Annotated in this window: 30 protein-coding genes; 15 read left to right on the forward strand and 15 right to left on the reverse strand. The window is 44.5% G+C overall.

What is annotated here, in order from left to right:
• Positions 1-54 precede the first annotated feature (54 nt).
• The 6 genes from hemF (at position 55) to GWR56_RS16940 (ending at position 7,613) form a co-directional block, all read left to right on the forward strand.
• Positions 55-969 (forward strand): oxygen-dependent coproporphyrinogen oxidase, encoded by a 915-nt coding sequence (gene hemF, locus GWR56_RS16915; protein WP_162432383.1) that lies wholly within the window; start codon positions 55-57, stop codon positions 967-969.
• Between the two features lie 2 nt (positions 970-971).
• On the forward strand, positions 972-1,370 hold the full coding sequence (locus GWR56_RS16920) for a hypothetical protein (RefSeq protein WP_162432384.1): 399 nt from the start codon (positions 972-974) through the stop codon (positions 1,368-1,370).
• A gap of 177 nt (positions 1,371-1,547) precedes the next feature.
• Positions 1,548-4,190: a DNA gyrase subunit A gene (gyrA, locus tag GWR56_RS16925; protein WP_162432385.1), complete on the forward strand. Its 2,643-nt coding sequence runs from the start codon at positions 1,548-1,550 to the stop codon at positions 4,188-4,190.
• Between the two features lie 29 nt (positions 4,191-4,219).
• Positions 4,220-5,302, forward strand: coding sequence for a lipopolysaccharide assembly protein LapB (locus tag GWR56_RS16930; RefSeq protein ID WP_162432386.1), 1,083 nt, complete (start codon positions 4,220-4,222; stop codon positions 5,300-5,302).
• Between the two features lie 72 nt (positions 5,303-5,374).
• A complete protein-coding gene (locus tag GWR56_RS16935; protein WP_162432387.1) occupies positions 5,375-6,622 on the forward strand; it encodes a lipopolysaccharide assembly protein LapB in 1,248 nt (415 codons plus the stop codon).
• A gap of 196 nt (positions 6,623-6,818) precedes the next feature.
• The gene (locus GWR56_RS16940; protein ID WP_162432388.1) at positions 6,819-7,613 is read left to right on the forward strand and encodes an SDR family NAD(P)-dependent oxidoreductase; all 795 of its coding nucleotides are present in this window, start codon (positions 6,819-6,821) and stop codon (positions 7,611-7,613) included.
• A gap of 53 nt (positions 7,614-7,666) precedes the next feature.
• Here the strand turns inward: GWR56_RS16940 and GWR56_RS16945 are convergent, their stop codons facing one another.
• A complete protein-coding gene (locus GWR56_RS16945; protein ID WP_162432389.1) occupies positions 7,667-7,876 on the reverse strand; it encodes a hypothetical protein in 210 nt (69 codons plus the stop codon).
• 134 nt (positions 7,877-8,010) lie between these two features.
• Between GWR56_RS16945 and GWR56_RS16950 the strand changes: the two genes are divergently transcribed.
• Genes GWR56_RS16950 through GWR56_RS16965 form a run of 4 tightly spaced genes read left to right on the forward strand, consistent with a single transcriptional unit; the run spans position 8,011 to position 11,022 of the window.
• Entirely contained in the window at positions 8,011-8,487 is a 477-nt protein-coding gene (locus GWR56_RS16950) for a DUF4442 domain-containing protein (protein WP_162432390.1), read from the forward strand.
• A 4-nt stretch (positions 8,488-8,491) separates the two neighbouring features.
• The gene (locus GWR56_RS16955; RefSeq protein WP_162432391.1) at positions 8,492-8,947 is read left to right on the forward strand and encodes a GNAT family N-acetyltransferase; all 456 of its coding nucleotides are present in this window, start codon (positions 8,492-8,494) and stop codon (positions 8,945-8,947) included.
• Between the two features lie 13 nt (positions 8,948-8,960).
• Entirely contained in the window at positions 8,961-9,584 is a 624-nt protein-coding gene (locus GWR56_RS16960) for a helix-turn-helix domain-containing protein (RefSeq protein WP_162432392.1), read from the forward strand.
• Positions 9,585-9,624: 40 nt separating this feature from the next.
• On the forward strand, positions 9,625-11,022 hold the full coding sequence (locus GWR56_RS16965; protein WP_162432393.1) for an MATE family efflux transporter: 1,398 nt from the start codon (positions 9,625-9,627) through the stop codon (positions 11,020-11,022).
• Here GWR56_RS16965 and GWR56_RS16970 read toward each other — a convergent pair.
• Both GWR56_RS16970 and kynU read right to left on the reverse strand, forming a co-directional pair.
• Positions 11,003-11,905 (reverse strand): histone deacetylase, encoded by a 903-nt coding sequence (locus GWR56_RS16970; protein ID WP_162432394.1) that lies wholly within the window; start codon positions 11,903-11,905, stop codon positions 11,003-11,005. The genes GWR56_RS16965 and GWR56_RS16970 overlap by 20 nt on opposite strands.
• Positions 11,906-11,920: 15 nt before the next feature.
• A complete protein-coding gene (gene kynU / locus GWR56_RS16975) occupies positions 11,921-13,207 on the reverse strand; it encodes a kynureninase (protein WP_162432395.1) in 1,287 nt (428 codons plus the stop codon).
• A gap of 72 nt (positions 13,208-13,279) precedes the next feature.
• On the opposite strand from kynU, the gene GWR56_RS16980 reads away from it, so the two are divergent.
• Complete coding sequence (locus GWR56_RS16980; RefSeq protein ID WP_162432396.1) at positions 13,280-13,915, forward strand: hypothetical protein; 636 nt, start codon at positions 13,280-13,282, stop codon at positions 13,913-13,915.
• On the opposite strand, the gene GWR56_RS16985 is transcribed toward GWR56_RS16980, so the two are convergent.
• From GWR56_RS16985 to GWR56_RS17000, 4 genes are read right to left on the reverse strand one after another with little or no spacing between them, the layout of a single operon-like run.
• A complete protein-coding gene (locus GWR56_RS16985) occupies positions 13,916-14,413 on the reverse strand; it encodes a pyridoxamine 5'-phosphate oxidase family protein (protein ID WP_162432397.1) in 498 nt (165 codons plus the stop codon).
• A gap of 42 nt (positions 14,414-14,455) precedes the next feature.
• A complete protein-coding gene (locus tag GWR56_RS16990) occupies positions 14,456-15,058 on the reverse strand; it encodes a DNA-3-methyladenine glycosylase (RefSeq protein ID WP_162432398.1) in 603 nt (200 codons plus the stop codon).
• Position 15,059: 1 nt separating this feature from the next.
• Positions 15,060-15,710 (reverse strand): alpha/beta fold hydrolase, encoded by a 651-nt coding sequence (locus GWR56_RS16995; protein ID WP_162432399.1) that lies wholly within the window; start codon positions 15,708-15,710, stop codon positions 15,060-15,062.
• A complete protein-coding gene (locus GWR56_RS17000) occupies positions 15,703-16,185 on the reverse strand; it encodes a GAF domain-containing protein (RefSeq protein ID WP_162432400.1) in 483 nt (160 codons plus the stop codon). The genes GWR56_RS16995 and GWR56_RS17000 overlap by 8 nt, the downstream gene beginning before the upstream one ends.
• A 74-nt stretch (positions 16,186-16,259) precedes the next feature.
• Here GWR56_RS17000 and GWR56_RS17005 point away from each other — a divergent pair, with 74 nt between their 5' ends.
• Both GWR56_RS17005 and GWR56_RS17010 read left to right on the forward strand, forming a co-directional pair.
• Positions 16,260-16,961 carry a DUF3291 domain-containing protein gene (locus GWR56_RS17005; protein ID WP_162432401.1) on the forward strand — a complete coding sequence of 234 codons (702 nt, stop codon included), beginning with the start codon at positions 16,260-16,262 and terminating at the stop codon, positions 16,959-16,961.
• A gap of 7 nt (positions 16,962-16,968) precedes the next feature.
• Entirely contained in the window at positions 16,969-17,217 is a 249-nt protein-coding gene (locus GWR56_RS17010) for a hypothetical protein (protein WP_162432402.1), read from the forward strand.
• A gap of 220 nt (positions 17,218-17,437) precedes the next feature.
• Here GWR56_RS17010 and GWR56_RS17015 read toward each other — a convergent pair whose 3' ends face one another.
• The 7 genes from GWR56_RS17015 to ribD all read right to left on the reverse strand — a co-directional run bounded on the left by GWR56_RS17015 (position 17,438) and on the right by ribD (position 23,908).
• Positions 17,438-18,343 carry an S-adenosyl-l-methionine hydroxide adenosyltransferase family protein gene (locus GWR56_RS17015; RefSeq protein ID WP_162432403.1) on the reverse strand — a complete coding sequence of 302 codons (906 nt, stop codon included), beginning with the start codon at positions 18,341-18,343 and terminating at the stop codon, positions 17,438-17,440.
• A gap of 51 nt (positions 18,344-18,394) precedes the next feature.
• Positions 18,395-18,709: a hypothetical protein gene (locus GWR56_RS17020; protein WP_162432404.1), complete on the reverse strand. Its 315-nt coding sequence runs from the start codon at positions 18,707-18,709 to the stop codon at positions 18,395-18,397.
• 48 nt (positions 18,710-18,757) lie between these two features.
• Positions 18,758-19,774 carry a biotin synthase BioB gene (gene bioB, locus GWR56_RS17025; RefSeq protein ID WP_162432405.1) on the reverse strand — a complete coding sequence of 339 codons (1,017 nt, stop codon included), beginning with the start codon at positions 19,772-19,774 and terminating at the stop codon, positions 18,758-18,760.
• 27 nt (positions 19,775-19,801) lie between these two features.
• Entirely contained in the window at positions 19,802-21,151 is a 1,350-nt protein-coding gene (gene mgtE, locus GWR56_RS17030; RefSeq protein WP_162432406.1) for a magnesium transporter, read from the reverse strand.
• 207 nt (positions 21,152-21,358) lie between these two features.
• The gene (locus tag GWR56_RS17035; protein ID WP_162432407.1) at positions 21,359-21,973 is read right to left on the reverse strand and encodes a YigZ family protein; all 615 of its coding nucleotides are present in this window, start codon (positions 21,971-21,973) and stop codon (positions 21,359-21,361) included.
• An 8-nt stretch (positions 21,974-21,981) separates the two neighbouring features.
• A complete protein-coding gene (locus GWR56_RS17040) occupies positions 21,982-22,845 on the reverse strand; it encodes a DMT family transporter (protein WP_162432408.1) in 864 nt (287 codons plus the stop codon).
• Between the two features lie 10 nt (positions 22,846-22,855).
• A complete protein-coding gene (ribD, locus tag GWR56_RS17045; RefSeq protein ID WP_238395257.1) occupies positions 22,856-23,908 on the reverse strand; it encodes a bifunctional diaminohydroxyphosphoribosylaminopyrimidine deaminase/5-amino-6-(5-phosphoribosylamino)uracil reductase RibD in 1,053 nt (350 codons plus the stop codon).
• Between the two features lie 33 nt (positions 23,909-23,941).
• Here ribD and prmC point away from each other — a divergent pair, with 33 nt between their 5' ends.
• A complete protein-coding gene (prmC, locus tag GWR56_RS17050) occupies positions 23,942-24,853 on the forward strand; it encodes a peptide chain release factor N(5)-glutamine methyltransferase (RefSeq protein ID WP_162432409.1) in 912 nt (303 codons plus the stop codon).
• A 72-nt stretch (positions 24,854-24,925) separates the two neighbouring features.
• On the opposite strand, the gene xerD is transcribed toward prmC, so the two are convergent.
• Positions 24,926-25,825: a site-specific tyrosine recombinase XerD gene (gene xerD, locus GWR56_RS17055; protein WP_162432410.1), complete on the reverse strand. Its 900-nt coding sequence runs from the start codon at positions 25,823-25,825 to the stop codon at positions 24,926-24,928.
• Between the two features lie 40 nt (positions 25,826-25,865).
• On the opposite strand from xerD, the gene aroQ reads away from it, so the two are divergent.
• Positions 25,866-26,288: a type II 3-dehydroquinate dehydratase gene (aroQ, locus tag GWR56_RS17060; protein WP_162432411.1), complete on the forward strand. Its 423-nt coding sequence runs from the start codon at positions 25,866-25,868 to the stop codon at positions 26,286-26,288.
• Positions 26,289-26,317: the final 29 nt, after the last annotated feature.

Genomic DNA, 26,317 nt, shown 5'->3' on the forward strand with positions numbered 1-26,317 from the left:
GTCAAACACGCCTTACTTGATCAACTAATTTAACTATTCACTACATTTGCGACGATGATAAGTAAGGAACAGATAGCGGCGGATTATAAACAGATACAGGATGAGATATGTGCTGCCCTGGAAGCCACAGACGGCAAATCGGTTTTTGAGGAAGAACTTTGGGAACGTGAAGGGGGCGGGGGCGGGCGCACCAGGGTTATCCAGAACGGCAATATATTCGAAAAGGGCGGCGTAAACTTTTCCGCTGTGCACGGCCAGTTGCCACACACCGTAAAAAAAGCTTTAAATGTAGAGCAGGACGACTTTTTCGCTACAGGTATATCCATCGTTATCCATCCAAACCACCCGCTGGTGCCTATCATCCACATGAACATCAGGTACTTTGAAATGCCATCATCGTTTAATGCCGATACCCCACCCGTACGTTGGTTTGGCGGTGGTATAGACCTTACCCCGCATTATGTTATTGAAGATGATGCCCGTTTTTTTCACTCACAGTTAAAGCAGGTTTGCGACCGGTTCAACGCCGATTTTTATGAGCGCTTTAAAACATGGGCCGATAACTACTTTTACATCAAACATCGCGACGAAACGCGTGGAATAGGCGGCATATTTTATGACCGCTTAACCGAAAACGACGATATTACCTGGGAAACGGTTTTTGAGTTCTCAAAAGCGGTGGGCCGTTCTTTTGCGCCAATTTATACCGAACTGGTTAACCGCAGCCGCGATAAGCAGTTTACGCCCGAACAGCAGCAATGGCAGTACCAGCGCCGCAGCCGTTATACCGAGTTTAACCTGGTGTACGATGCCGGCACCAAATTCGGGCTCGAAACCAACGGCCGAATCGAATCCATACTGATGAGCCTGCCGCCAACCGCCAAATGGGTTTATAACTACCAGCCGCAGCCCGGCAGCGAAGAAGAGAGGACGCTATCATTGTTAAAAAAGGGTATCAACTGGGTATAAGCATGTTTAAAAGAATAATACCGGCTATAGTACTGTTTATGGCCTTATCATCATTTGATGTTACAGGTTCGCTTACCGGCACCTGGCAATATAGCGGCGGCATATACAACGGCAAAGCCGAGCCCGCTCCCAAAGATTACACACTGCAGCGCCAATATAACGAGGCGCACTATACCGCCCTTTTTTTAGAAAAAGGAGAGGAGCCTTTCCCTTATGAAAAGGGGGATTACGTGCTAAAGCAGGATACCTGTTTTGAAACCCAGACGTTTAGCGCGCAGCCCTCTAAAGTGCTCAACATCGCCATCAAATACCGCTACCGCATCCATAATGACACGCTCACTTTTAGCGGCGTTTTGCCCAACGGCACATCCGTGCAGGAGGATTGGAAAAGGGTAAAATAAAACACGTTTTTATGCAACGTAACAATACTGTGCTTTTACGCTAAAAAACGTGGAAAACAAGTATAAATGTTAGTAAAAAAGCCGTCTTATTACGTATAATTTCTTAACTTCGCAGGTCATATAAAAACACTTTTTTTATACGCATTTACTGTTTAGATTTTCCACTAAGAAAAACCAATGGCTGAAGAAACCGAAAACGACAATTCGCACCAAGAAGACAGAATAATTTCGATAAATATTGATGAAGAAATGCGATCGGCTTACATTGATTATTCAATGTCGGTTATCGTATCAAGGGCGCTGCCCGACGTGCGCGACGGCTTAAAACCCGTTCACAGGCGGGTGTTATACGGGATGCTTGATCTGGGCCTTGCAAATAACAAACCTTACAAAAAATCGGCCCGTATAGTGGGTGAGGTGTTGGGTAAATACCACCCGCACGGCGATACGTCTGTGTACGACGCTATGGTACGTATGGCGCAAGACTGGAGCCTCCGCTACCCCTTTGTTGAGGGTCAGGGTAACTACGGATCAATTGACGGCGACCAGCCTGCGGCAATGCGTTATACCGAGGCAAAGCTGCAAAAGATTGCCGAGGAGATGCTGGCCGATATCAACAAGGATACCATCGACTTTCAGCTGAACTTTGATGATTCACTGCAGGAGCCAACCGTATTGCCGGCAAAATTCCCTAACCTTTTGGTTAACGGCGCATCGGGTATTGCAGTAGGTATGGCTACCAATATGGCCCCCCATAACTTAACAGAGATAGTTAACGCTACCATAGCGCTGATAGATAACCGCCAGATCGAGGTAAGCGAGCTGATGACTTATGTTAAAGGCCCCGACTTCCCAACGGGTGGTATTATATACGGTTACGAAGGCCCGCGACAGGCGCTTGAAACAGGCCGCGGACGCATTGTGATACGCGCACGTGCCGAGATCGAAACTTACGGCAGCGACCGCGAGCGTATCATTGTAAGCGAAATACCTTACCAAGTGAACAAGGCGCTGATGATAGAGCGTACTGCCGAGCTGGTAAACGAGAAAAAAATAGAAGGTATATCGGCCATTCGCGACGAAAGTAACCGCGAGGGCATACGTGTTGTTTACGAAATAAAACGCGATTCGAACGCGGCTATCGTATTAAACAACCTGTATAAATATACGGCGTTGCAAACCTCATTCAGTGTAAATAATATCGCGCTAGTACACGGCCGCCCCATGCTGCTTAACCTAAAAGACCTGATACACCATTTTGTTGAGCACAGGCATGAGGTTGTTATTCGCCGTACGAAGTTTGAACTCGCGGAAGCCGAAAAACGCGCGCATATTTTAGAAGGTTTACTGATAGCCCTCGATCATATCGAGGAAGTTATTAAGCTTATACGTGCATCATCTACGCCCGATGAGGCGAGGGAAGGCTTAATGAGCCAGTTTGGCTTGAGCGATATACAGGCACGTGCCATATTGGATATGACCTTAAGGCGTTTAACCGGCCTTGAGCGCGATAAGATCCGGGATGAGTACGACGCCCTGATGAAAACCATCGAACACTTAAAATCCATCCTTGCCGACGAAGGCCTGCGTATGCAGATCATCAAAGATGAACTCGCCGAGATAAGAGATAAATACGGTGATGACCGCAAAACCGAAATGGTACACTCATCTGCAGAAATGCAAACCGAAGACTTTATTGAGGACGAGGATGTTGTAATTACCATATCGCGCGAAGGTTACATTAAGCGTACTTCGCTAACCGAATACCGCAGGCAGGGCAGAGGTGGTAAGGGATCGTTGGGCAGCAATAGCCGCGATGCCGACTTTATTGAACACCTGCTGATTGCAAGTAACCACAATTATATGCTGTTCTTCACCGAGAGCGGTCAGTGCTTCTGGTTGCGTGTGTTTGAAATTCCGGAAGGTACCCGCACATCCAAGGGCAGGGCTATTCAGAATATTATCAATATCCCTAAAGAAGAGAATATTAAGGCTTATATCAAGCTTAAATCCCTTAAGGATAAAGAATACCTGGAGAACAACTTTATTATAATGTGCACTCGTAAAGGCGTTATCAAGAAAACATCTTTAGAGGCTTACTCACGCCCGCGTGCTAATGGTATCAATGCCATCAACATCAACGAAGGCGACTCGCTGCTTGAAGCAACATTAACTACGGGTAGCAGCGAAATTGTTATGGCGCTGCAATCGGGCCGTGCCATACGCTTCAACGAATCTACTGTTAGGCCAATGGGGCGTACCGCCACTGGCGTACGCGGAATTAGCTTAGACAGCGAAAAAGACGAAGTAGTGGGTATGATAGCCATCGACGATAAAGAAACAACGGTATTGGTAGTATCTGAAAAAGGCTACGGTAAACGCACCGATATTGACGACTACAGGGTTACCAATCGCGGCGGTAAGGGGGTAAAAACGCTCAACATTACTGAAAAAACCGGAAACCTTGTTGCCATAAAAGGTGTTACTGATAAAGAAGATCTGATGATCATCAATAAATCGGGTATTATTATACGTATAGCGATAAGCGAATTGCGTACAATGGGCCGCGCCACGCAAGGGGTGAGGCTGATTACCCTGAAAGGTAACGACGAGATAGCATCGGTTGCTAAAGTAGAGCATGATGAAGATGAGGAATTGAACGAAGCGGTATTGGCAGAAGCGGCAGAAGATAAAGTAATTGCCGATGAAATTGATGCCGATGTGCTTTCGGAAACCCCAGATGCCCCGATAAAACCGGATACTGAAATTGATACAGCTAACGCAGAGGACGAATCTGCTGATGATGACCAAACTGAATAATAATGCAGCAAAGCCGAAAAATCAGGTTAATGATTTTAGCGTTGTTTACCACATCTGTTGCCTTCGGCCAGTCCGAGGCATTAAAGACTGTGGTAAACAACCTTGCTTTTTATAAGCAAAAAGGAGATCTTAAATTTTTATCGAGCGCCAAAAAATCCGCGGATAGTTTGGTTGTAACTAAGAAAGATTCCGCTGATCTGGAGAAGAACGTGTACCGCATTATAGTGAACTCCAGCATACTTTACACGGATTCGCTGAACACCTTAGGCCAGCCCGAAACCTTTCTTGACCAAACTGCAGCTTTGTATGATAAATTCGCGGAAAGGAGCAAAATATATAAATACCAGCCTGAGATGGATTACGCAAAGCGCTGTATTGCAAATGTTTATATTCGAAAAGGGTTCGCTTTAACCAAAAATAACGATTTTAAAAACGCTGCTGAGGCTTTTCAAAAAGCAAAAAAGTATGCCCCGGCCCATAAACAAATAAATGCCTATATAGCTTATGCCAACAATAAGCTTGGCAACCTTCAGGATGCAGCGAAGTATTATTCGAACCTGATAAATACCGATAGCACAAAATTAGAGTACCTGGAAACAGCCTCGGCCATCTACAAGTCGCTTGGCGATACCGCAAAAGCGCTTGAAATTGTTAAAAAGGGTAGGCGCTTGCTTCCGCAAAACAAGCAGCTTTTGCACGATGAAGCGAATATCTATAATAACAAAAGGGATTATAAAGCGTTAGAACCACTGCTGGTGCCACTGATTGAAAGTAATACAACTAACCCGGAGATTACTTTTGTAGCGGCAAATTGTTATGACAATTTAAACCAATACGATAAAGCGGAGTCGTTATACCTGCGCACCATCGAGTTAAATGTATCGGCTTATGAGCCCGTATTTAATTTGGGTTTATTGTATTTCAAAAAAAGTACGTTAAAAAATAATAATGACGATAAAAATATAACAAGTGCTATATTGTGGCTTGAAAAAGCCAATGAAATGGCGCCTACAGATAAAAAATGCCTTGAGCTTTTACAACTGGCATATACAAAAACCGGAAACCAGAACCAGTTAGAAAGGGTTAACAGCCGGTTAGAACAGTTAAACTAAAACACACTAAACACTATAAAAATGTTACCGCAACTATGCCGTAACATCAATTACCAATTTAAAACACACCAAATGAAAGTTAAATTTTTGATGACGGGCATTTTAGCCTGTTTAACGGCTACAACCTTTGCACAAAAGGGCGAGTTGAATACCGCACAATCAGAATATGAGAAGTATGTGGGCCTGAAATCGCAACCCGCTTTAGCTATGCCAAGCCTTACCAAGGCCAGGCAGGCGATAGATAAGGCAGCTGCAAACGAAAAAACGGCTAATTTACCCCAAACCTATGCGGTTAAGGCTGGTATTTATGGTTCTTTGGCCGAATTGGATACTGTTGCAACTACTTCGTTGCCATTGTTTAATACAGCCGCCGAAGCGTTGAAAAAAGCGAAAGAACTTGATACAAAAGGCGAAAATAAACAGCTTATTGAAAATGCAGGGGTGGCCTTGGCAGGTTACCAGCTTAATAAAGGCGTAAAGGAATACCAATCGCAAAAGTATGATCTTGCGTACAAATCGTTTGATTTTTACCGTACCATAATGCCAGAGGATACTAACGCCATATTGTACACCGGTTTGGCAGCGTTAAATTCTAAAAACTATCCGGCCGCTATAAGCAATTACACTAAGTTACTTACCACCAAATACTCAAAGGTGGAAAGCATGTACAGCGAGCTTGCCAACGTATATTTAACCAATAAAGATACTGCCAACGCGTTGAAAACCGTTACCGAAGGCATTGCGAAATACCCGAACAACGCTGATCTGAGAAGGACTGAAATTGAAATCAGCCTAACGCAGGGAAAACAAAAAGAGGTGCTTGATAAAATTTTAAGCGCTATCGCCAACGATCCTAAAAACAAAGATTTGTATTACTATGCAGGTTTGGTTTATTCGCAGGTAGGTGATGCAGCTTCCCAAAAAATAGCTAAAGCTCCCGCGGCGTCAAAAGCAGCTTTACAGGCAGAAAAAGATCAAAACTTCCAAAAAGCGGCCGAGATGTATAAAAAAGCCCTTGAGATTGACCCCAATTATTTTGAGGCAAACCTGAACATGGGCTACGTGATCATTTCGCCGGCAATTGAAGCATATAATGCCGCTAACAAACTGCCCAGCAACCAGCAAAAAGCTTACGATGCAGCAATGGCTAAAGCAAACGCCCAATTCGACCTGGCCAAACCGTATTTGTTGAAAGCCGTGGAGTTGAACCCGAAATCATACGATGCTTTAAATAATTTGCTTACTTATTATAAAGGCAAAAAGGATAGTGCTAACATTGCTAAATTAAATGCGCAAATAAACGCGTTGCCTAAAAACTAACAATAGGGGTATTAAAAATATAGAGCCTGCTTAAACAGGCTCTATATTTTGATCTTTTACTTAACATAATGTTAATTATAAGAATTAAAATAGTTCTGGTTTTGTTAGTTCAGTGTATTGTCAAATAGTTCCCATCTTAATTATTTGAACCAATTTTTGGTGTTTATTTCTCTAAACTTGTTTAAATATTACTGCTATGGATTTAAAATTAAAAAATAAAACCGCGCTTGTTACCGGCTCAACCGCAGGTATTGGTTTTGCTATTGCAAAAGCGCTGGCTTTTGAAGGCGCTGATGTATATATCAATGGTCGCGACAAAAATAAGGTGGACACGGTTGCACAAGAGCTTGTTTTAGCAACGGGAAATTCAAACATTAAAGGCATCGCAGCAGATTTTTCTGACAAACAACAGATTGATCAACTTTTAAAGCAATTGCCCGCAGTTGATATACTGATCAATAACGTTGGCATATTTGAGCCTAAAGCATTTAAAGATATAACAGACGACGACTGGTTTAAATTTTTTGAAGTAAATGTGTTAAGCGGCGTACGGCTTTCCAGGGTTTATTTTGATAAAATGCTCGAAGAAAACTGGGGCCGCATCATATTTATATCAAGCGAGTCTGCTGTACAGATCCCGGCGGAAATGATTCATTACGGTATGACAAAAACCGCCCAGATAGCTGTTGCCCGCGGCCTTGCCGAACTTACTGTTGGTACTAAGGTAACCGTAAACAGCGTTTTACCCGGGCCAACTTTATCTGAGGGTGTTGACGGTTTTATGAAGGCATTGGCCACAGACCAGGGTAAATCTGAGGCCGAGATGGAAAAGGAATTTTTTACTAATATGCGCGGCACGTCATTAATAAAGCGCTTTATCAGTCCTGAAGAGATCGCCAATATGGTGGCTTATATTGCAAGCCCTCTATCGTCAGCAACAAACGGGGCGGTTTTACGCGCAGACGGCGGTGTTATCAAAACTGCATTTTAAACAAACGGCCCGCAGCAAAATGCTGCGGGCCGTTTGTTTATCACATCAACCAATTACATTGGCTTAGTGGTGGTATCTTTTGTGGTAGTGTCTTTCCTCATAGTATCCATTTTGGCGCTATCAGGGGCTGGTGTAGCCATAGTAGCGGTCGAGTCAGTCATTGTGCTATCAGACCCGCCTGTTTTTTTCTCGGAACTGCAACCCGCTGCAATTGAACCGATCATCGTCGCGACCAGGGCGAAACTTAAAAATTGCTTTTTCATAATAATAGATATAGTTTTTTGAATTTGTGTTAGTTGTTATCAGTAGTTTACAACCACCCAATAACCAGTTTGTTTGTTAAAAGTTTACTTTATAAAGCAAACTATGTTCCAAAAAATGCTGATATTTAACGGTAATGGTAATCTCAGAGAATACCCTGAAATGGATAATGCGCCTCTACCCCCCTCTCCTTTTTCAGCGAATATGGGTGGCTGGTTTCGATAAGGGGTTTCGTGGCGTTAAGGTCAGGGTTTTTAAAAGCATCCTTAATAAAAATTATAACGGCTCGATTTTCGGCGGGACGATATTTGCGGCAGCAGATCCTTTTTACCCGGTATTGTTCGACCGTGTATTGAACACACCCGACCGAAAGCTGAGGGTATGGTCAAAATCATCCAGGATAGATTTTTTGAAACCTGCGTTATCAAGCCTTTGGTTCAATATTAAGCTAAGCGACGCGGATATTGACCTTGCTATCCAAATGTTAAACACAACCGGAAAATACGAACAGTGTTTCCCGGTGGATATATATAATAAGAATAATGAGGTGTGCGTATCTATGATGAACGAGGTTTACATACGCGACCTTAATTTTACACCAGCAGCTACTTGATATTATGCCTGTATTTATGAATGACGAGGCCTTTGAAAAAAAGGGCTTTCGTATCTCTACTGATAAAGCATCGCTCGATTTTGATGTGATATTTAACTATCTTGACCAGCAGTCGTACTGGGCAACGCATATATCGCCCCAAAGGTTAAAAACAGCCATACAAAATTCGTTATGTTTTGGCGTTTATAAGGATGGCGCGCAGGTAGGTTTTGCACGGGTAATAACAGATATGGCTACATTTGCTTACTTATGCGATGTGTTTGTACTGCCGGACTACCAGGGTAACGGTTTATCAAAATGGATGATGCAAACGATAATGAACCACGCGGATCTGCAGGGGTTGCGCCGCTGGTCGTTAGCTACGCGGGATGCGCATGGCCTTTATAAACAATTCGGGTTTACACCACTTACAAACCCTGACCAATGGATGCAGATTTTTACGCCTTACAAAGCAGAATAACGGGAGAATTGAAATGAATTTAAAGCGACAGATTTTTGAAGGCGAAGGCGTATCTCTTGATTTTAAAAAAACAATTACAAGCTGCGAAAAAATAGCCAAAACAATGGTATCATTTGCCAATAACATTGGCGGGAGGCTACTCATCGGCGTTTTAGACGATGGTACCATAAAAGGTGTTAAAGCGGAGGACGAAGAACGTTATATGATAACGCGCGCTGCCCATTTTTTTAGCCGACCTGCGCTCGAGCCCGTTTTTGAGGAAGTTTATTTTGATGATAAGCTGGTGCTGATTGTAGATATACCAGAAAGTAAGGAAAAGCCCCATTACTCGCTTGCCGAGGACGGTAAATGGTGGGTTTATATCCGCGTAAAAGATAAGAGCGTACTCGCCAGCAAAGTAGTGGTTGATGTGCTAAAGCGATCTTCAGATGACAGCGGTGTACTGATAGAATATTCATCAAAAGAGAAAGCGCTTTTAGAGCACCTGGAGAAAGAAGACCGTATTACCGTAAAAGAGTTTTGTACTTTGCTGAATATCGGCCGCCGGCGGGCGCAGCGTATACTGGTCAACCTGGTGCTTTCGGGAGTACTGCGTGTGCATACTACTGAAAAAGAAGAGTTTTACACAGCCTCCTGAATTAGCGGGCTATTCGTTACTTTTGCCTCCCTTTGCAGTAATGAAAGCCTTATATCAAAAATATCAGTTCTATTATCGCGATAGCCTGAAACTGGCCATACCGGTTGTAATATCGCAATTGGGCCATACACTTGTGCAGGTATCTGATTCGGTGATTGTTGGTCATTTTGCGGGAACTACCGCTTTGGCAGCGGTTTCACTGGTGAATAGCCTGTTCCTGGTGCCTTTGGTTATTGGTGTGGGCATCAGCTACGGCATTACCCCTTTAATAGCGCAAAACAACGGTCGTGGTAATTACCAGGAATGCGGCACACTGCTTTCAAACAGTTTCTTTCTAAATGTTATTACCGGCATTGTGCTGTTTTGCGCCATTTACTTTGGCGTGATGCTGTTTATCAACAAACTGCACCAATCTCCCGACGTGGTTATACAGGCCAAACCTTATCTTTTCCTGCTGAGTATATCGCTGATACCTTTGCTGGTGTTTAGTACTTTTAAACAGTTTGCCGAAGGTCTGGGATTTACCAAACAGGCCATGCTTATATCTATTTGGGGCAACGTACTAAACATTGTATTGGGCGTAATATTTGTAAAGGGTCTTTTTGGGGTACACCCTATGGGGATAAAAGGCGTTGGTTACAGCACGCTTATCGATCGGAGCGTCATGGCAATTGTAATGGCAGTGTATGTGCTGCGCTCTCCTATCTTTAAAAAATATCTCAAAGATTTCGCTGTTAGAAACATCGACCGGATGCGTGGTTTGCAGATATTAAAAATTGGCATGCCCGTGGCCATGCAATACGTTTTTGAAGTTGGTGCCTTTGGCGGCGCGGCTTTAATTATAGGGAGCATAGGCATGGTTGAGCAAGCTGCCCACCAGGTGGCCATAAGCCTCGCCGCCATGACCTACATGATGGCCAGCGGTATTTCGGCAGCGGCAGCTATTCGGTCAGGCAATTATTTTGGCGCGGGCAATCATTCAGAGCTGCGGCTATCTGCCATTTCCAATTATCATATCGTTATTGTTTTTATGAGTTGTACTGCTATTATTTTTACACTCTTTAACCAATATCTTCCATGGATATATACTACCGACAGGACGGTAATAGCCATTGCAGCACAGTTACTTATCGTTGCCGCTTTCTTTCAGCTTTTTGATGGTACACAAGTAGTAGGCCTGGGTATATTACGTGGTATGGGTGACGTAAATAAACCTACGCTAATAACTTTTATATCGTACTGGATAGTTGGCCTGCCCATGGCATATTTGCTTGGTATTTACTTTGATTTGGGGGTAACGGGTGTTTGGTACGGCCTGGTATTAGGGCTGATGGCAGCGTCGATAATGTTATTCCTACGCTTTCAGAGCATTAGTAAAAGCAATAATCTTATCATTGTTGACGATATATCACAGCAGATCAAAAATACATATCATTAGCTAAGCGGAAAGTATTGCAATGCGCTTCAACAATATCTTTTATTTGCGGCGAATAGCCCCCTCCCATGCTTACCTGCACAGGTATCTTTCTTTGCCAGCATTGTTCAAGCACAAACCGGTCGCGTTCTTTGCAAGCCTCTTTACTAAGCGCCAGTTTGCCTAAGTTATCTGATGCCAGCACATCTACCCCGGCCAGGTAAAATATAAATTGGGGTTTGTGCCCATCAATTAAACCGGGCAACGTATCTTTTAACAGCTTTAAGTACTCGTCATCACCCACCCCGTCGGGCAGCGGTATATCAAGGTCCGAGCGCTCTTTCCTGAACGGGAAATTTTTATCGCCATGCATCGAGAAGGTAAACACCCGCGGTTCATTTTCAAATATTTGCGCGGTGCCGTTCCCCTGGTGTACATCTAAATCAATTATTAAGATATTAGTACATAAATTATTATAAAGCAGATAGTTGGCAGCTATTGCCTGATCGTTCAACATACAAAACCCTTCGCCCCAATTGGTGCCTGCATGATGGGTACCGCCGGCAACATTAAAAGCAATGCCATATTCAAAAGCATACCTGCACCCGTCAATAGTACCCTGGGCTATACGCATCTCCCGCTCTATTAATTGTGCTGACAAGGGAAAACCGATACGCCGCTGTTCTTTAGGCGCAAGGGTCAAATCGCGCAGTTGCTGCCCGTAAACCGCATCATGGGTTAATAGAATGACGGCTTCATCCGCAATCGCCGGCGAAAAAAGATTCTCTGCAGTGATCACCCCTTCATGAATCAGCTGGGCCGGTATCAATTCGTACTTAAGCATCGGGAAGCGATGCCCCGGCGGCAAAGGATGGGCATATATGGCGTCGTAAGCGATCTTAAGCATTGGGTCCGCTATTGATTACTTAACGGCTTCAAGGGCTTTAAAAAGCGCTTCAGCGGCTTTATAAACATCCGTATACGAATTATAAAGCGGCACCGGGCTTAGCCTGATCACATCGGGCTCGCGCCAGTCGCCTATAACTCCGTTCTCCGCAAGATAATTAAATATCGCTTTAGCATCACGCTTACACACTACCGAGAGCTGACAGCCGCGCTCATTCGCGTTTTTAGGGGTGACGATACTGTACACGTCTTCGCCGTATTTTTTGTTTACCTGGCCTATAAGATATTCAAGGTAGCCGGTAAGCACTTCGCTTTTGGCACGCAGCACCCGCAGGCCGCCCGCTTTCTCAAATATGTCCAGCGATGCCTTGTGCAAGGCCATTAAGATAATCGGGCTGGTGCTCACGTTCCATCCCTCAGCGCCGTTCTCGGGTTCAAAACCTGGAGCCATTAAAAACTGTTTATCCTTACGGTAACCCCACCATCCCGCAAAGCGGTTCAAGGTGGTATCGGCAAAATGTTTTTCGTGCACAAATATACCGCTGATACCGCCCGGCCCGGAGTTCATGTACTTGTAGGAGCACCAGCAGGCAAAATCGGCATCCCATTCATGCAGCTTTAAAGGCACATTGCCCGCGGCATGTGCAAGATCTAAACCGACTATCGCGCCCACGGTATGGCCGGCTTTAGCAATCGCGGCCAGATCAAAGAACTGTCCGGTATAATAGTTTATCCCACCAAACAGCACCAAGGCAAGGTTATCACCATTATCTGTAATCTGTTGTAGTATATCTTCAGTACGCAGCGTAGTTTCTCCCGCACGTGGCGCTACCTCAATAATGGCATCCTTGGGGTCAAAACCATGGAAACGGACCTGGCTTTCAACCGCGTACTGGTCTGATGGGAAAGCGCCCGCTTCCATCAGTATCTTATATCTTTTATCTGCTGGTTTATAGAAACTTACCATCAGCAAATGAAGATTCACTGTAAGCGAATTCATCACGGTGATCTCGGTTTGTTTAGCCCCCAATATATCCGACAGCGGGGCAAGCAATTGCTTATGATATTTAAGCCAGGGATCATCGCCCACAAACCAGCCTTCTACCGCATTATCTTCCCAGGCGTTCAACTGCTGCTGTATATACTTTTTGGCCGAACGGGGCTGCAAGCCCAGGGAATTGCCACAAAGGTAAATGGCATCGGTGCCGTTATGCTTTGGTATCAAAAATTCATCACGAAAGCTGCGCAATGTATCCTGCTCGTCCTGCTGAAGGGCAAATTGAAGGGTGTCCTGGTAAATCATCGGTCAATATTACGAAAAACCTGCATCACATATTGCCGCTAATAACTAATTTAGCTTTACATTTAAGCATCTATGTGGCACTTTGTAAAAAAATATTACCTGGCAACATTCCTGGGATTTTTAGCAGCAACCCTGCTAAAGGAGTTGTTAAACAGGTCTGACAGAACTTTAGTGCACAGTTTAATGGTTGCTGTAATTACCGCTTTTGTAATAAGCGTTGTGGCGGGCACCATCTATTACTTTCAGGACACTAAATGGGGGCCAAATAAACGCAAAAAACTATTTACCAAGCCACCCTTCAGCCATTTACTGATGAACCGCTTTGTACAGGAAGACGATGCCGCGGTTGGCGTAATAGACGGTTATAATGTTGTAGTATTATATACCTGGCCAAATGGTGGTTCGGCTATCAGCATAAGTGTGTTTTTTGATATGGATTTTGCAAACCGTTACAAAGGGGGAATTGAAGAGATCAGCAAAAGGAATAAAGCTGCGGCAAAAGATGGATTTGCCTGGGGTAGCGAGGGGATGATCAGCTGCCTTATCGATTACAGTTTTAAATTACCAACCTATGAAAAGATCATGCAGAGGGCTGAAATGATGATAGCGATCTTAAAGGCTGAAGGTTTGCCGGCTGATAAGTTAGATGATGCTAAAAAGCCAAAGCCTGCCACCGGTAACGTTGCACGCTTTGGCTTTGCCGGGTAATTAAATATCAATTTTACCGTGTTCGCCTTCGTCGTACATTTTACCCGTTATAGTGGCTTTTAGTATGTTGAACAATACTACCATACTGCTGCTGCTGCTGTCCCAATATTCCGCGTCGGTAGGTGTAAGCTTCAACAATGTTAGTTTGGGGTCATCTAAGCCCTCCGGGAAGAAAGCCTTTACAAATGGGTTCCACAGCTCTTTCATTTTGGCTTTGTCATCAACTATCGATGCTTCGGCAACAACGCTTAAATAAGTATGATTTTTTATATCAGAATAAGTTAACGATACGGTGTTCTCTACTGATATCTCACTGGCTTTAGGCGAATACTCATTTGTAAAAAACCAAACGTTCCCCTCGTTATCAACATCCGCGGTACCCATGGGGCGGCTGTTAAACCCTTTTTCGGCGTTGTAGGTGGTTAACATTGCCGTCCTTATCTCTTTAATTTTATCCTTAAAATATTGCAAGCTTTCTGCTTTCGACCAATTACTCATAATGTTTATATAAATAGACTGACCAATAAACCAACAAGCAAATTATTTGTTGGGCTTACTCACATAAATATTTCCTTTTACATAAAAGCGGTAAGGCAGCAAGGCATCCTCACCGGCATAATCAACCCCGACACGCGGGCCCGCGGTTACTTCATCATCCGGGAAGGTAAGCCCGCGGTCTTCCAGCCATATCACATCGCTTTGCAGGCTCATGGCGTTTATTTTGCGAGATATCCCCAACGCTTTAGCTACCGAACCCGGGCCTTTTGTAATGTTTGGCTTCAATGTATCTAAGTTACGGCGGTACATCATAATATCCAAACCATCAGTAGGTTGTATCGCCCTGATTAAAATAGCGTGCGGCTGCCCTTCTTCGTTCACTACGATATTGAACATCTCGTGGATGCCATAACACAGGTACACGTACGACACCCCGCCCTGCATATACATGGTTTGGGTACGTGGTGTTACCTTGCCGCCATATGAGTGCGCCGCCCTGTCGTTAACCCCTGTATAGGCTTCTGTTTCAACAACGTATCCCCCGGTAAGCTCGCCATCAATGCAGGTAAAAAGATATTTGCCTATCAGGTCGCGGCTAAGGGCAACCGCATCGGGGTTATGGTAATAGCTATCGGGTATTTTCATGTTATTTTAATAAACCGGCCAATAAAGCGCTTATCTCGGCAGCTTTATCAAACACCATAATATGTGTGCCGCCTTTTATAACAGCTGTGGGGTTTTTGATGTTTTGGTAAGGGAAAACAAGGTCGTTATCGCCGATGATATGGTACAGGTTTGGGAGTACAACGTTGTTGCGCCAGTTTAACACCGCACGCATGGCCCATTTTAAAAATACAGGCGACGAGTTTCTGAGCATGCTTTTAAACAAAGCCAGGTCATCGGTGCTCATTTTACCGAACATGGGCTTTACCAGGAAACCCAAATGGGTCATCAATTTCCCCGGGATGGCTTTGTAAACAGGTACGCTCCGCCCTACCTTAAAATACCATGGCACTTCGCTGTCGGCTTTAATGCTTGATATCAGGATCACTTTATCGAGTTGCATAAGCTTAGCTATTTCAACCGAGATCATCCCGCCTAACGACACCCCTATTACAGTTGAGTTAGGCTGTATATCGTACTGTTTTACAATATCGCGGGCGTAAGTTGTTAAAGTGTCTGATCGTTTCGGAACATGCCAGTCAATCAACGTTACCTGGTAATTGCCAGGCAGCTTTATATTTTTAAATAAGCGACTATCGGCACCCATGCCGGATATCATGTAAACCTTATGCATTAAATTTGATCAGGTCGATCACTTGTTTAAGGAAAAGGGCATCCGTTTCGTCAAATTCGTTCAGTTCGGCGCTATCTACGTCTAATACGCCGATCACTTCGCCGTGGGAGAACAAAGGCAGCACAATTTCTGAACGTGACGCCGAACTGCAGGCTATATGGCCGGGAAAAGCGTCGACATCAGGTACGATCAATGTTTCGGCCTTAGCCCATGACGTACCGCAAACACCCCTGCCTTTTGCAATACGTGTACAGGCAACCGGCCCCTGGAAAGGGCCTAACACCAATTCATCGTGCTTTACCAGGTAAAAGCCCACCCAAAACCAATTGAACTGCTCTTTTAATGCGGCCGCGATATTCGCCAAGTTTGCCACCAGGTCGGTTTCGCCATCCAGCAATGCTTCTATCTGAGGGATCAGCGATATATATTGTTCCTCTTTACTCGCTGCTGTTATTATTTTTAAGTCCTCTGCCATAAAGCAAAAGTAACGATGCCATGTTGAAAGTAAATAAGCCAAATCTCATATTTAATCTTTTATTTCGCAGGTAAATGATCGTCAGCCTCACTATTGTCCGCTATCGCAAAGCCTTTGTGCCGTTGGCGTTGCTTGCTATGGCCATACACCGCCTGCCCATGTGGCTGCAGCAAGGTTGTACCTTCTGGAAACTTCTGGGCAGCGGCCGCAACGGCACCTTCGACCTGCAGCCCGACTGGCAGCAATGGGGCTTACTGGCCGTTTGGAATAGCCGGGAAGACCACGAGCGCTTTGCAAAAACATCATTTGTAAGTAAATGGTGGAATCTGTTAGGTACCGAAAACTGGACCCTATTATGCGAGCCTTTACAAAGCCACGGTAAATGGGATGGCAAAGAACCCTTCGGCAAACCGGATAATATCCCCGCCGAAGGGCCGATAGCTGTACTTACCCGCGCCACTATCCGGATGAGCAGTCTTAAGAGCTTTTGGGGCCATGTAGATGAGGTTACAAATTTGATGCTCGAAGCGCCTGGGTACATCACCTCGTTCGGGATAGGCGAAGCGCCTGTATACAGGCAGGCTACGTTTTCGGTTTGGGAAAGTGTGGAGCATATGAAAGCTTTTGCCTATGGAAGTAAAAAACATGCCGAAGTGATCAAAAAAACACGCAGCGAGAACTGGTACAGCGAGGAACTCTTCGCAAGGTTTAGGATCATTGAAACCAGCGGAACATTAAATGGCCAAAACCCCTTGGCGGGAATAAGTAAAACATAATAACACCATGAGAATAATTGCAGAACTACCCCACCCTGATTTTAAAATATCTATCCTGAACATGAACCAAAAGTTTATAATTAAGATAGAGCAGGGTACCCTGGAACAGAGCTACAAAATACCCGAGATGGATTTGACCGAAGGCGTGAACAGTGTATTTGAATTGCTTGATGAGGCGTTTTTAAAAACAGTTTCTACCCGCTTTATAGAAATGGGGAAAGATTTCAGGGAGAGCTATTATCGATATAACTATTAACGGATATAAACTCTATAACTAATTGTTTTATAATTATTTATATATTATTAATAATGGCAGCCAAATAAAATTTGGTTGCCATTTAAGTATAAACGGTTCTAATATGGAACAGGCAGAATATAATTTGGTCAATCTATTTAAAAAACTACAAGTTGTTAATTATCAACATTTTGCAGCAAATACTTATATGTTTTTATTTAGTAAGACTATACGCCTGTAATTAACGGCTTTTAGTTACCTCAACGCTCCACTCACTTCCACTGCCAATTTTATATGTATCCGCAAAGCTTGCCATATTTAAGGCAAATGATAACTGCATGAGGCTATTGAGATACGCCAGCGGCTTACCCTGAGGTACGCTGCCAAATGTTTCGCTATATGGTGCATCACTTTCGTGCACCAATACTCCCCTATTAAATATTTTCAAATGCAGCATATCGCCAAACTTCGGGTTCAGCTTTTTAACCAGGTTCTGGTCGATGTCCGTCCAGATGTTGCCGTACTGAATATCGTGGATATCAATAGTGCCTTTCAACGTGCCGTTCTCAAAAACCGATTTTTGGTATGGTATCGTTACTACTTGTTTAGGCAGTTCCGGCCCCACCTGCTCAAAGGTTATCACGCCTGCGGCCAGGCGGGCAGCCGTGTAAGAGTAAACATCCCGGCCATGAAACGTAAACGAGTTTCCGGATGCAGGGCGACGGTTCTTTGTTTCGTCAATTTCGCGGATAGCTGCTATACCGTAAGTTTCGGCCACAAGCGTTAACGTGCCGTTGTCAGGCGTAACAATAAATTGCCCGGTATTGGTTTTGAGGACTACCGATTTACGCGATGTACCTACGCCCGGGTCAACTACAGATACAAACACCGTTCCCTTTGGCCAGTAACTGATGGTTTGGAACAAACGGTACGATGCTTCCCATATGTTGTAGTTCGGGATCTCGTGGGTAAGGTCGTAAAGTTTCAGATCGGGCGATACACCGATGGCTACGCCCTTCATTTCAGATACCGCACCATCCTTCAGCCCAAAATCTGATTGATAAACGATTATCTTATTTTGTGCAAAGGACGTACCTATGCCCAGCAGCGCCAGTGTAAAAATTAAGGTTTTCAGGTTTTTATTCATAACAGCTGTTATCTGAAGTTAATTACAGATAGCGGACTGAAAAATAAAAAATTATTCTGAAGCTTCTTCGCCTTTTTCGCCAAGCGCTACAATATCACCTTCCTTGAATAAAATAGCTTGCAGCGTTTGGCGCCATTTGGGTTTTTTGCGTAGCAGGAACTCCAGGTCCATGCCAAAGTGTTTAAACTCCTCGTGCTGGGCGTTTTCCATAATCGCTTTTGCCTGGGGGTCTTTTTCCACCGAAATGCGTTGCTCGTACCAGTTAATGGCTTCTGCTTCCTCACCCAGCGATACGATCATGCGTACAAAAGTGCGGGTTTCCTGCGATAACTCTTCTGGTGGTTCGTGGTATTGATCAAATGCCATAGCGTTTCTTTTTGTTGTATAAAGTAAAGCTATGGCATTTTTGTTTGATTATATCACCACGTTAATGCTCATTTCCCTTATCTCTTTCGATTCGTTAGGACGGCCGTTCTTGAATGCTTTACGAGGGGTTAAGCCCAAAAGCTGGAACATGGCCATATCCTCGTCAAACGAAGGGTTCGGTGTGGTCAGTAGCTTTTCGCCGGCGAAGATGGAGTTGGCACCCGCCATAAAACACATGGCTTGCTCAACCGTACTCATTTCGGTACGACCAGCAGACAGCCTTACAACTGTTTTAGGCATAATAATGCGGGTAGTGGCAATCATCCTTACCATATCCCAAACGGATACGCGCGGCTGCTCGGCCAGCGGCGTTCCTTGTACCGGCACTAATGCGTTGATCGGCACAGATTCGGGATGCTTAGGCATATTAGACAGTGTTTTCAGCATCGATATACGATCCTGAGCCGTTTCGCCAAGGCCGATAATACCGCCGCTGCAAACAGATATTTTTGCTTTACGTACATGATCGAGCGTTTGCAAGCGGTCGTCATAGGTACGGGTGGTTATTATACGTTTATAATCATCCTCCGAAGTATCCAGGTTGTGATTATAGGCATAAAGGCCCGCGTCGGCTAAACGCTGCGCCTGGCTTTCGGTAAGCATACCCAGCGTGCAGCAAACTTCCATATCCAGTTCGTTTACGGCTTTCACCATATCAATAACCTTATCAAAGTCGCGGTTATCGCGCACCTCGCGCCATGCGGCGCCCATACAAAGCCTTGAAGCTCCGCCGTTTTTGGCCTTCTGCGCTACCGCTATCACTTCTTCCTTTGGCATTATAGCGTGTACATCAACCCCTGTATTGTAACGTGCAGCCTGCGGGCAATATGCGCAATCTTCGGGGCAGCCACCGGTTTTGATAGATATAAGCGAGCTTATCTGCACTTCTGCATAATCCTTATTCTCGCGGTGTATGCTTGCCGCGCGGAATATCAGATCGAGCAGTGGCGAATGGTATATTTTTGAGATCTCTTCCTGGGTCCAGTCGTATCTAACTTCGGTCATATTCGTATTCGTTTTAATGGGTCAAAATTATAATAAAAGCTTGCTTGCTAACCATAATGGCAGAAAAAATCCGATACAATCTGTAAAGGTGGTGATGATAATGGATGATGCCACTGCAGGGTCTATCCCTACCCTTTTCAAAATCAGCGGGATAGAGGCGCCGGTGATACCGGCGATAACCAGGTTGCCTGTCATGGCTAAAAACAGCACAAGGCCCAGCATGGGGTTTGCATCGTAAAAATAAGCCACCGCAAAAACGATAAGCCCGTTACACGCGCCATTTATCAATCCAACCAAAAACTCTTTTATCACAGTGTTGTAGGCCTGCGTATCGCTCAGGTCGCTTAACGAGATACGCCTTACCGTAACAGCAAGGGCCTGGGTTGCGGTGTTGCCGCCCATACCGGCTATAATGGTCATATAAGCAGATATCACCGCAAGGCTTTTTACGGTAGCATCAAAATTACGGATGATGGAGGCTGCTAAAAAAGCAGTACCCAGGTTGATGACAAGCCAGGGCAAACGGCTTTTTACCGCATCCCGCCAGTTACCGCTCAGTTCCTCGTCTTCCGATACCCCCGATATCTTCAGGATGTCCTCGGTATTCTCGGCTTCCATAACGTCGATGATATCATCAACCGTTATTCGGCCCAGCAATTTCATATTATCGTCAACAACCGGAATGGTGGTCAGGTTATACTGCGAGATCAGTTTGGCAACCTCTTCCTGGTCAAGTTCGGCTTTTACATAAACATAATCGGTTTGTACCAGGTTACGCACTTTGGCTTCGCTGCGCGCTTTGATAATATCCTTTATAGACAGGATGCCTTGTAATATCTGGTTATCATCTACCACGTAAATGGTATAAAATTCCTCCATTTCTTCCGACTGGCGGATGATCTCGGCAAGCGCCCCCCTTTTATCAAGGTTGATGTTTACGCAGATAACCTCCGAGTTCATTAAACCGCCCGCGGTATCTTCGCGATAATTTAACAGGGCACGAATGCTGGTGGCATCTTCCTGATCAATATCTTCTAAAATTTCCTGCTGGTCTTCTTTGTCAAGCTGCGAAATAATATCTGTCGCAACGTCATAATCCATTTCCTCAACAATTTCCGACCGTTTTTCGGGATGCAGGCCTACGAGCAGTTCCTCGGGATGAGATTCCTCGGTCATTTCAGAGATAACCTCGGATGCCGTTTCGGTTGGCAGTATATTGATGATGCGCTCTTTAGCCTCTTGCGGAAGCTTTTCGAACAGTATCGCGATCTCTGAAGCATGATAATCATTCAAAACGACCTGTAATTCAGCATCATCGCCCTCAAGGGCAGTTTTAATGCGGAGCAGGTCGGTTTTATCAATTTCAAAAGATTGCATATGCAGGCAAAATAAGCAATTTTAGCGAGAAGGAAAGCCGCCATTACGCGGATTTTTACCAATAATTGGATTTTATTTGTCCAAAAGTTGTGCTAAGTGCAAGTGTTCACGTTCGGCGCACGTGAACACCGTGAACATGATTAAACAATTAATATTCAGGACTTTGACAATTCAGGTGGCATAAGTATGTCAGCACGTTCAAAAACCTTAGCCGCTATAATTATAAACAGCTTTTACTCCGCTTATTTTATTTAACTTACTCATCACCCGCTCCACCTGTGTTTTACGGATAGATAATTTGATGGTGCAGCGAAGTTCGGAAACCTGCTGTAATACCTGAAGCTGGCCGTCCTTAATGATGCGCATTATATCATTCATCTGCATATAGTCAAACACCACGGTGTAAATGTCGTTTACGGTTTTTTCTACCACATAAGCAGCATCCAACGCCATTTCAGTGGCGGTTTTGTAGGCGTTTATCAGTCCGGGTACACCCAACAGGGTGCCGCCAAAATAACGCACTACCACCACGAGCACGTTAGTAATGTTGCGCGATAGCAGTGTGTTCAAAATTGGCCTGCCCGCCGTTCCGGCTGGTTCACCATCGTCATTGGTGCGGAAAACGGACCGGTCTGTCCCGATCCTGATGGCCCAGCAATGGTGGTTTGCTTTTGGGTGTTCGGCTTTCACGGCCGCTACAATCGCCTTAATATCATTATCAGAGGCAACGGGGTAAGCATATCCTAAGAACTTGCTTCCACGGTCGCGAAAGATGCTTTCTGTAGGTTGTGCTATAGTCTTGTAGGTATCGTCAAACAGCATGAAACGGGTTAAGAAACAGTAATTATAATAATAGCTACAACCGCCAGCGCCACTCCTACTTTGTTCAGGGTGCTTAAGCGTTCGTTAAACACTACCAGCCCTACCAGCGCACCCAGGGCTATTACACCGATGTTCATAGCCGAGAACACGGTTGACGGGCTTTTAGACAACGCAGCATGCGCCTTAAGATAAAACAGGATGTTGCCAAAGTTGGCTACCCCCAGTATCCACCCGAACATGATGTGAGGCCATTTTATACGGCTTTGTTTGGTAAAGACCTTTACGAGCAGACTGATAAATGCTATTACAAATGCCAGCGAGTAAATAAAAAATAACGACGTTGTATAAGGCAGTGCAGTAAAGGCGGCCACGTTTTTAAAGAGGATATCGATGGCGCCGAAACCAAAAAATACGATGAGCAGATATACCCAGGCATTAGAAAGTTTTTTTCGGTTTGCGGTTTGCTTTTGCCATGGTATAGAGCATAGTATTGCGGCAAAACCGATAATGATACCTATGACCTTGAGGACAGTAAGGCTTTCGCCAAATAACAGGAACGATGCTATTAACGGGATAAACAACGACAGCCTTTGCGCAACATCTGTACGCACGATACCGGCAATACGTACGGATGAAGCCATTATCCAGAATATCAGCGGCAGCAAAATACCTACAGCAATGTATACACCCACCGGCGCTTCCTGAAGCGTAAAGTTTTGTAAACGGGGCTTAAAAAAATACCAGGTAAGCAGTATGGCCATGCTATAATTCCAGGTAATGGCCTGAAAAATGTCTATCTGGTAGCGCCGGGCAAGTTTCAGCAATACAGAAACAATTACGCTGCAGCAAATACTTAAAAAAACGTACAACATTGTTATTTGGTTATGTAGGTAGGTTTAATATAACTTTTAAACTATCGGCGCCAACATTGTACTCGCCGGCAGCGGCGCCCATTATAACCGGCGCTTTTACGCCACTTTTCCATACGGGCGCCCCGGTAAAAATACGTGCTTCGTCCCACAAACCGGCCTCTATAAACTGGTTTAAAGTATAGGCGCCACCCTCGATAATTACCGACTGTATATCCTGCAAGTATAGCTGAAATAAAATATATTGAGGTACAAAGCGGTCAAAATCCTCCAGGGCTATGTACTTGTTTAGTCCCTCAATATCCGTTTTAACCTCGTTAAATATCAATGTTTCAACCGACTGGTCAAACACATTAAGGGTGGTACTTAATGTCAAACGGCGGTCTATGATCACCCTTTTGGGCGACTTGCCTTCCGCGTAACGTACACTTAGCTGCGGATCATCGGCCATTACTGTTTTCTTGCCTACCAGTATAGCATCTTCTTCAGCGCGCCATTGGTGTACTAATCTACGGCTTTCGGGCCCGGTGATCCAACGCTGAGTGCCATCTGAAAGGGCAAAAAAACCATCAGCCGTTTGAGCCCATTTTAGTATAATATAAGGCCTTTGCCTTTGCACCCGGGTAAAAAAGCGCCGGTTCAGCCATTGGCATTCCCGCTCTAATACATCAGCCGTTACAGCGATGCCTGCTGCCTGCAATTTTTCAATACCTTTTCCATCTACCTGTGCAAAAGGATCGCGGCAACCAACTACCACGTTTGGAATTTGGTGTTTGATAATAAGATCGGCGCAGGGCGGTGTTTTGCCGTAATGCGCGCAGGGCTCAAGCGATACGTATATGGTGCTCTGCTTAAGCAGGTCGGCATGGTTAGCATTATTAGCTATCACCATGTTAACAGCGTTTACCTCGGCATGGGCTTGGCCGTATTTTTGGTGGTACCCTTCGCCAATTATTTTGCCGTTATGAACTATCACAGCGCCAACCATAGGGTTCGGGCTAACCCGGCCCGCCCCCAAAGCGGCCAGATCAAGACAGCGCTGCATATATATTTCATGTATTGCCATTGTGCAAAAGTAGGTTTTATGTTACTTTGTTGCATGAAAACTATCAAGGATGTATCCCTGAACTTTCAGCAAGGATTAAATGACCTGTATGATAGCCGCGAAATTGAGGCTATAACCCTGCTGGTGCTGGAAGAAATTACGGATATGTCGCGTGCTAAAATAAAGGCTTTCCCGGATGATGCTGTGAATGGTGAAGCTGTTGAAAAGATAGCCGGCATCCTCGAAGAGCTTAAAACAGGTAAGCCTGTGCAGTATATTCTTGGCAGTACGGAGTTTTACGGTTTGAACTTCCTGGTTAACCCCGCTACACTTATACCCCGACCGGAAACCGAAGAACTGGTGGAATGGGTTTTGGCGGAAAGTAAAAAGTTAAAAGTTGAAAGTCGAAAGTCACCTCGGATTTTAGATATTGGTACCGGCAGCGGATGCATTGCCATCAGCCTTAAAAAGCATCTAACTGATGCTGTTGTTACGGCTATTGACATCTCTGCCGATGCTTTACATACTGCCAGGCAAAACGCTGTAATTAATGATGTTAAAGTGGATTTCGTGCAGGACGATATCTTAAAGGTTGGAAAGTCCGAAAGTCCGATAAGTCAGGAAGACAGCAGCACTTTATCATTCGATATGTTTGATATCATCGTTTCTAACCCCCCATACGTTACTTTAACGGATAAGCTGCGGATGCATCGAAATGTAACCGATTTTGAGCCGCATTCCGCACTATTTGTACCTGAGGATGACCCGCTGATATTTTATAAGGCAATTGCTGACTTTGCTGTTGCGCATCTCACAGAAAACGGCTTGTTATTCTTCGAGATAAACGAAAATTTCGGTAAAGAAACAATTGAGTTGTTAAGCGATAAAGGGTTTACAGCTATTGAGCTACGCAAGGATATGAGCGGAAGGGACAGGATGGTAAAGGCCAGCCCCCCAGCCCCCTAAAGGGGGAGCAGAATTTAGAACTCAAGGGCTTTATGCGTTTCAGAAACTCCCCCTTCAGGGGGTTGGGGGCTCCTAATTCCTCGGGTGAAATTCAATTATCGTACTCTTTAAGTACTCCCTGTCCAGGTGGGTATATATCTCGGTTGTGGTAATACTTTCGTGTCCCAGCATTTCCTGTACCGCGCGCAGATCGGCTCCGCCCTCTACCAAATGAGTAGCAAACGAGTGCCTGAAGGTATGCGGACTGATGTTTTTTCTTAATCCGGTTATAGCGGCCAATTGCTTTACAAGCATAAAAATATAAACCCTGCTTAGCCGGCTGCCACGACGGTTTAAAAACACCATGTCTTCTTCGCCCTTTTTGATATCGATATGAACACGTACCTGTTCTATCCATATCTTTAATGCTTTTAGCGCCTCGCTGCCTATAGGTATAAGGCGTTCCTTACTGCCCTTGCCGGTTACCTTTATAAATTCGATCTCCTGGTAGATGTTGGATAGCTTAAGTTCCGTTAATTCAGAAACCCGCAGCCCGCAGCCATACATTACTTCTAAAATAGCTTTGTTGCGCGTACCTTCAGGCGTGGAAAGATCTATAGCCGCTATCATTTTATCAATATCGTAAATGCTAAGGGTGTCCGGAAGTTTACGTTGGATCTTAGGCGTCTCCAATAGTTCCGATGGGTCTACGGCTATCAGGTCTTCCATCAGCAGGTATTTGTAAAAAGCTTTTATGCCCGATATAATGCGCGATTGGGTAGAAGGTATCATCCCTAACTCGTTAACCCACTTAATAAAATCACGCAGATCATGTAAAGAAAATTCTGTAGGATATTTTTTATTTACCTGTAAATCAGAAAATTGATAAAGTTTTTCTAAATCTTTACTATAAGCAGTTATAGAATTTGCTGCAAGCGACCTCTCGAGCTTTAAATATGTTTTAAATCCTTTAATTGCAGCCTGCCAGTTCAATTGATTTTAGTTTTAATGTTTTATGGTTAAGTTTGAACAAATGAATATACAAATTATAAACGGGCCAAATTTAAACCTGCTTGGTATACGCGAAAAATCTATATATGGCAGCAGCGACTTTGAGAGCTACCTTACCGAATTAAAGAATCATTTTACAAACATCACCATTAATTATTACCAAAGTAATGTTGAAGGCGAAATTATAAATAAGCTGCACGAGGTCGGCTTTACCTGCGATGGCATAGTACTTAACGCCGGTGCCTATACCCATACCTCGGTAGCCATTGCAGATGCTATTGCTGCTATTACCGCCCCTACCATTGAGGTGCATATATCAAACGTTTACAAGCGCGAGGAGTTTAGACACCACTCTATGCTGGCAGCCGATTGTAAAGGAGTAATTGCCGGCTTTGGCATGCATTCGTACAGGCTGGCGATAGAAAGCTTGCTGTTGACTTATTAAAACGCTAAATCCCAAACTCTAAATAAAGA

Source organism: Mucilaginibacter sp. 14171R-50, assembly GCF_010093045.1.
GTDB lineage: Bacteria > Bacteroidota > Bacteroidia > Sphingobacteriales > Sphingobacteriaceae > Mucilaginibacter.

Bases quoted from the DNA above. Each gene is read 5' to 3' on its own strand.
- hemF (WP_162432383.1), top strand. From the start codon at position 55: ATGATAAGTAAGGAACAGATAGCGGCGGATTATAAACAGATACAGGAT.
- GWR56_RS16920 (WP_162432384.1), top strand. From the start codon at position 972: ATGTTTAAAAGAATAATACCGGCTATAGTACTGTTTATGGCCTTATCA.
- gyrA (WP_162432385.1), top strand. From the start codon at position 1,548: ATGGCTGAAGAAACCGAAAACGACAATTCGCACCAAGAAGACAGAATA.
- GWR56_RS16930 (WP_162432386.1), top strand. From the start codon at position 4,220: ATGATTTTAGCGTTGTTTACCACATCTGTTGCCTTCGGCCAGTCCGAG.
- GWR56_RS16935 (WP_162432387.1), top strand. From the start codon at position 5,375: ATGAAAGTTAAATTTTTGATGACGGGCATTTTAGCCTGTTTAACGGCT.
- GWR56_RS16940 (WP_162432388.1), top strand. From the start codon at position 6,819: ATGGATTTAAAATTAAAAAATAAAACCGCGCTTGTTACCGGCTCAACC.
- GWR56_RS16945 (WP_162432389.1), bottom strand. From the start codon at position 7,876: ATGAAAAAGCAATTTTTAAGTTTCGCCCTGGTCGCGACGATGATCGGT.
- GWR56_RS16950 (WP_162432390.1), top strand. From the start codon at position 8,011: ATGGTAATCTCAGAGAATACCCTGAAATGGATAATGCGCCTCTACCCC.
- GWR56_RS16955 (WP_162432391.1), top strand. From the start codon at position 8,492: ATGCCTGTATTTATGAATGACGAGGCCTTTGAAAAAAAGGGCTTTCGT.
- GWR56_RS16960 (WP_162432392.1), top strand. From the start codon at position 8,961: ATGAATTTAAAGCGACAGATTTTTGAAGGCGAAGGCGTATCTCTTGAT.
- GWR56_RS16965 (WP_162432393.1), top strand. From the start codon at position 9,625: ATGAAAGCCTTATATCAAAAATATCAGTTCTATTATCGCGATAGCCTG.
- GWR56_RS16970 (WP_162432394.1), bottom strand. From the start codon at position 11,905: ATGCTTAAGATCGCTTACGACGCCATATATGCCCATCCTTTGCCGCCG.
- kynU (WP_162432395.1), bottom strand. From the start codon at position 13,207: ATGATTTACCAGGACACCCTTCAATTTGCCCTTCAGCAGGACGAGCAG.
- GWR56_RS16980 (WP_162432396.1), top strand. From the start codon at position 13,280: ATGTGGCACTTTGTAAAAAAATATTACCTGGCAACATTCCTGGGATTT.
- GWR56_RS16985 (WP_162432397.1), bottom strand. From the start codon at position 14,413: ATGAGTAATTGGTCGAAAGCAGAAAGCTTGCAATATTTTAAGGATAAA.
- GWR56_RS16990 (WP_162432398.1), bottom strand. From the start codon at position 15,058: ATGAAAATACCCGATAGCTATTACCATAACCCCGATGCGGTTGCCCTT.
- GWR56_RS16995 (WP_162432399.1), bottom strand. From the start codon at position 15,710: ATGCATAAGGTTTACATGATATCCGGCATGGGTGCCGATAGTCGCTTA.
- GWR56_RS17000 (WP_162432400.1), bottom strand. From the start codon at position 16,185: ATGGCAGAGGACTTAAAAATAATAACAGCAGCGAGTAAAGAGGAACAA.
- GWR56_RS17005 (WP_162432401.1), top strand. From the start codon at position 16,260: ATGATCGTCAGCCTCACTATTGTCCGCTATCGCAAAGCCTTTGTGCCG.
- GWR56_RS17010 (WP_162432402.1), top strand. From the start codon at position 16,969: ATGAGAATAATTGCAGAACTACCCCACCCTGATTTTAAAATATCTATC.
- GWR56_RS17015 (WP_162432403.1), bottom strand. From the start codon at position 18,343: ATGAATAAAAACCTGAAAACCTTAATTTTTACACTGGCGCTGCTGGGC.
- GWR56_RS17020 (WP_162432404.1), bottom strand. From the start codon at position 18,709: ATGGCATTTGATCAATACCACGAACCACCAGAAGAGTTATCGCAGGAA.
- bioB (WP_162432405.1), bottom strand. From the start codon at position 19,774: ATGACCGAAGTTAGATACGACTGGACCCAGGAAGAGATCTCAAAAATA.
- mgtE (WP_162432406.1), bottom strand. From the start codon at position 21,151: ATGCAATCTTTTGAAATTGATAAAACCGACCTGCTCCGCATTAAAACT.
- GWR56_RS17035 (WP_162432407.1), bottom strand. From the start codon at position 21,973: ATGCTGTTTGACGATACCTACAAGACTATAGCACAACCTACAGAAAGC.
- GWR56_RS17040 (WP_162432408.1), bottom strand. From the start codon at position 22,845: ATGTTGTACGTTTTTTTAAGTATTTGCTGCAGCGTAATTGTTTCTGTA.
- ribD (WP_238395257.1), bottom strand. From the start codon at position 23,908: ATGGCAATACATGAAATATATATGCAGCGCTGTCTTGATCTGGCCGCT.
- prmC (WP_162432409.1), top strand. From the start codon at position 23,942: ATGAAAACTATCAAGGATGTATCCCTGAACTTTCAGCAAGGATTAAAT.
- aroQ (WP_162432411.1), top strand. From the start codon at position 25,866: ATGAATATACAAATTATAAACGGGCCAAATTTAAACCTGCTTGGTATA.